Source organism: Vibrio sp. V39_P1S14PM300 (genome assembly GCF_009904765.1).
GTDB lineage: Bacteria > Pseudomonadota > Gammaproteobacteria > Enterobacterales > Vibrionaceae > Vibrio > Vibrio proteolyticus.
Window position 1 is genome coordinate 1 of sequence record NZ_WXWP01000313.1, and the last position, 4,447, is coordinate 4,447.

At 47.8% G+C, this 4,447-nt stretch carries 4 protein-coding genes; 2 read left to right on the forward strand and 2 right to left on the reverse strand.

Going from position 1 to position 4,447, the window contains the following annotated elements; genetic code table 11:
- Together CAG65_RS16065 and CAG65_RS16070 are read left to right on the forward strand one after the other, a co-directional pair.
- On the forward strand, positions 1-505 hold a 505-nt coding region (locus CAG65_RS16065; protein ID WP_443098408.1), incomplete at its 5' end, for a hypothetical protein.
- Positions 506-517: 12 nt separating this feature from the next.
- Positions 518-931: a hypothetical protein gene (locus CAG65_RS16070; protein WP_021706102.1), complete on the forward strand. Its 414-nt coding sequence runs from the start codon at positions 518-520 to the stop codon at positions 929-931.
- A gap of 187 nt (positions 932-1,118) precedes the next feature.
- On the opposite strand, the gene CAG65_RS16075 is transcribed toward CAG65_RS16070, so the two are convergent.
- Together CAG65_RS16075 and CAG65_RS16080 are read right to left on the reverse strand one after the other, a co-directional pair.
- Positions 1,119-3,542: a formate C-acetyltransferase/glycerol dehydratase family glycyl radical enzyme gene (locus CAG65_RS16075; protein ID WP_161454278.1), complete on the reverse strand. Its 2,424-nt coding sequence runs from the start codon at positions 3,540-3,542 to the stop codon at positions 1,119-1,121.
- A gap of 2 nt (positions 3,543-3,544) precedes the next feature.
- A partial coding sequence (locus CAG65_RS16080; RefSeq protein ID WP_161454279.1) for a glycyl-radical enzyme activating protein occupies positions 3,545-4,447 on the reverse strand: 903 nt, incomplete at its 5' end.

A 4,447-nucleotide genomic window follows, 5' to 3' on the forward strand; every position in this document is an offset into this window, starting at 1 on the left:
TGAAGTAAGTGACCACGATAAACGTTATATCAATTATAAAGAGTGCGCCCGCCCGCCGATTGAACCTATTCGTATCTACGAAACGTTCAAACCGGAAGACGACTATGAAACTCCTGAATTTGTGCACACGAAAGTGATCGCGTTGTCTAAACGAGTGGTGATGAAGGCGGGTCTGCAATACCTCTACGGCATCAATTGGGTACCCGCATACATAAACAATGACCAGGTGCAGCGAGATTACTTATTCATCAACTGCTTACAACGGATTAAATGCGTCGACCTTGAGAAATCGGAGTATATGTCTGTTGATTCAATAGGCAAGGTTACGGGAATAGAAAAGCTGGTGCTAGATGAAGCGATACTCGCCCAAATCCCTCTCAATCAGCGGCTTGTATTTATGATGGAAGAATCGACGAGAATTCTTTTCCATCATTCCATCGTAGAACGCATCATGGCGACCAATCCGATCAACACCACGTTCAAACCCTGTGAACAGTCTATTTAACAAGGACGTAGTATGACATTCATTCCTTTTGACAAAGTCGCTGTGACCACTGTGCTACCTGAAAAACGCGCGAAATTTGTGTTCACGCAACCGGATGTGTATATGCATTTTGGTGACATCAAAACGCTGTATATTTATGACGATATCCTTGAGGAACTTGACGAAAAATGGCTAGATCAACTCACACAGTGGTGGGGAGAGTTGGATTTTAACACGCCCAATTCCGAGCATGATCTGGATAAAGTGTGCACAGAGTATACCTTTATCGATTTTGCTCTCCTACCGGAGCTGGCTTCGCTCGATGAGCACGGCTTAAAAGACACGCCACTGGCGTGGGATGGGAAAGAGCTCGTTATCAACACCGACTTCCTTGCCGGGCTGCAACAAGCAGGAGCGGTCGATGTTTGGTTTGATAAACTGTACTAACTCACTAGCTTGCTAACCCTAGAGCACTGAGCATTCTATCAACAAGCCAGGCCCAGCCCTTAAAATGGATACCGTGAGCGGCCAGGCCTGTGAGCGTTTTCAATTTTTATAAATGGCAATATGGGTAATAAAAAATATAAACAATGGATCTAAACGGCGCCTTTTCGGTTAGTAGGTATTGAAACCATCACAACTCGTGTTCGGTACGAGCGATGATGTCATCCTGCGCGTCTGGTGACAGCGCGGTAAAGAAGGCTGAATAGCCCGCAACTCGTACGACAAGGTCACGATATTGTTCAGGGTTCTTCTTCGCTGCCAGCAAGGTTTTACGAGAGACGATGTTGTACTGTACGTGCCAACCTTTGTGGTGATTAAAGAAGGTACGAATCAGCATCGATAGCTTGAGCTTATCCCCTTCTGAAGCAACAGCCGCTGGGCTTAATTTCTGGTTAAGCAACACGCCACCTAAGATTTTATTGGCTTGAATTTTACCGACTGAGTTATACACCGCCGTTGGTCCCAAACGGTCAGAGCCCGATGCTGGACTTGCGCCTTCCGCCAGTGGCGTTTTCGTTTTTCGACCATCTGGTGTTGCCATCGTGGATGCGCCAAATGGCACGTTAGCAGAGATGCTCGATGTTCCCGCGTAGTAGCCACCACCAATTGGTCCGCGCCCATAACGTGTGTTGACAAATTGCGCCAACTCATCGATATAAACTTGGTAAACATCAGCCAGCAATTGGTCGACATAATCGTCGTCATTGCCGTATTTTGGCGCGAAGTTGATTAAGCGTTGGCGAAGTTGTTCGTTCTCAATACCATCAAAGTCTTGTTCTAATGCTTTTGCCAGTTCCGTTTGGCTGATTTGTGCTTCTTCAAACACCAAATGTTTGATCGCCGCCAAACTGTTACCCAAATTGGCGATACCCACTTGCAAGCCAGATACCCAATCGTATTTCGCTCCGCCTTCTTTTACTGTTTTACCACGCGCCAAACAGTCATCCACCAGCGATGAGCAGAAAATATCTTGCGCTTGCTGCTCAAGCACGCTGTCGACTACCGTATCGATCTCAATCGATTTACGTGTGTAGTAGCGAATTTGCTCCGCCCAAGAAGCGGTGACTTGCTCAAAGCTCTCGAAGTTACCTTTTGCTAGCGACTTATCATGCGGAAAGAAGGCTTTGCCCGTGGTTGCATCCACACCTTCGTTAAGCGCAGCCAGTAAAATACGCGCAAAGTTAATGAAGCTCATGCCCGTGCAACGGTAACCCCATTTGCCCGGAACAGCGGTTTCAATACAGCCAATAGACGCGTAGTTGTAAGCGTCTTCTTTCTCGACACCTAGCTTGATGAACTCTGGAATGACGATTTCATCGTTGTTGAATGCAGGCATACCGAATCCACATTTGATCACTTCAATACAGCCCATCAAGAACGCTTGATTCAGACCTTCATGATAGCGAACACTCAAGTTCGGTTGCGTGGAACGTAGCTGACCACAGGACTCTAAAATCGCCCAAGATAGCGGGTTTACGGCATCTTCAGGTTCTCCATTCTCATTCAGCTTTTGGCCACCGATACAGACATTTTGATACAGCGGAGAACCTGCCGATGCTTTTGAGTGCGCACCAGAGCGAATCTTGTTTACTTCAAGCAATTTCAACCAACAGCTTTGCAATAGCTCAAGGGCGAACGCTTTGTTCATCGCGCCACTTTCAAGATCATGCACATAGTAGTCGTTTAGGAACTGGTCCATCCGACCGAATGAAACAGAGTGGCCATTCGATTCAATTTGCAACATCAACTGCACAAAATAGCTCAGTTGCAGAGCTTGCCAGAAGTTGGTTGGCGCATGGAAAGCCACATGACGACAGTTTTCTGCGATTGTCTCCAGTTCCGCTTTCCTCTCTGGTCGCGTTTCGTTTTGTGCCATTTCCAGAGCGAGATCGGCGTAACTCACCATGTGTTCCTGAATCGCAAGCAAGACAATTTCGACGGACTTATAAAACTGCTCTTTCTTCAACCCTTCATACGTCGACACGTCGTTATTAGCGCGATGCTGACGAACCTCATCCAGCAGACCGTTCATACCGATCTTCAGGATTTTTTCGTTATCCACCGCAAGGTGCGCGTCGCCCGAAGTCATGTTGCCCTCGGCTTTAATGATGGTGCTGGCTAAGATCTCTTGCTGCTCGTCGGTAAAGAGTCCATAGCAGCGATCTTGAACCGTTTTACCGCGCCAGTATGGCGTAATGGCGTGAATGCTTTGTTTGTCTTCTTCACTTACCGCAAAACCAGCCCCAGGTCGGTCGGCCAGTTCGTCGATTTCCGCTTCAATCCAACGCACTGTGTATTCAGGGAAGATCGGCGCAGCGCGTACTTTGCTCGCTTGGTTACCGACAATCAGCTCGTCGTGCTTAATCCAAATGGTACGAGTGCGTAAGTGCTCTTGTAACGCCAACGCTCGTTGCACAATCACAGGTTTGTCTTCATTTGCCTGATACGCCCGAGTGTAAGCCTCTGCGCGCTCGGTACAGATAGGCGGCGTTACGATGTTGACCAGTGCCGATTTGTGGGCTTTGATCCGCTCAGGAAGGGTATGTAGGTCCATGGTTAACCTCTAACAATCACGTTAAGTTGAGTATGTTCGCTTGCGTATTGCATTGCGTTTTCTAGCAGTTCTGGATTATTTAATGGTTTGTCAGAACACTCGTAAGGCATATCGAGCAAACGGTATTTATTGATGCCGAGGGTGTGATACGGCAGCAAGTGGAGTTCTTGACAGCTTTCTAATGAAGCAGCGAAATCAATGATCGCTTTGAGCTCATCAATGGTGTCATTGAAGCCCGGCACAACCGGCACGCGAATAACAATGCGTTTGGCAATTGGTGCCAATTTTCTAAAATGGTCTTTGATGCGTTTTAACGATCCCTTCGCCCAGCAGAGAAACTTTTCTTCGTCGGTGTGTTTAAGATCCGCTAACCAGCAATCGATATACGGCGCAACTTTTTCTACGTTTTTCCACGGAACATGCATGCACGACTCCACCGCCGTAGACACATGGTTTTGATGCAAACGTTCGGCAAGTTCTGCCACAAGACTTGGCTGCATCAGCGGCTCGCCACCAGAAAACGTCACGCCACCTTGGCTTTGATCGTAGAAAGGCTTGTCTTTCATCAACACTTCAAACAGGTCGTCCGATTTCGCCGCTTCTCCACATATGCTGAGCGCTTGTGTTGGACATACGTTTCGCAGCGCTATGATCTGCGCTTCGCTCATGACGTTTCGATTGATGATGATGTGATCGTCAATGCGTCGGACACCATCGCTCGCCATGTCGCCGTTTACGGTTTGTTTATAAGCCGATATACAAAGCTGGCAGTCCGCCATACAACTGCGCTCATCAAACAGCAGAGAGTGCTTTGCACTGCGGCTTTCTGGGTTTTGGCACCAAGGACAGGACAGGCTGCATCCCTTCAGAAACAGAATGGTGCGAATACCATCACCATCGTGGGT

Coding starts and splice junctions, on each gene's coding strand:
- CAG65_RS16070 (WP_021706102.1), top strand. CDS start 518: ATGACATTCATTCCTTTTGACAAAGTCGCTGTGACCACTGTGCTACCT.
- CAG65_RS16075 (WP_161454278.1), bottom strand. CDS start 3,542: ATGGACCTACATACCCTTCCTGAGCGGATCAAAGCCCACAAATCGGCA.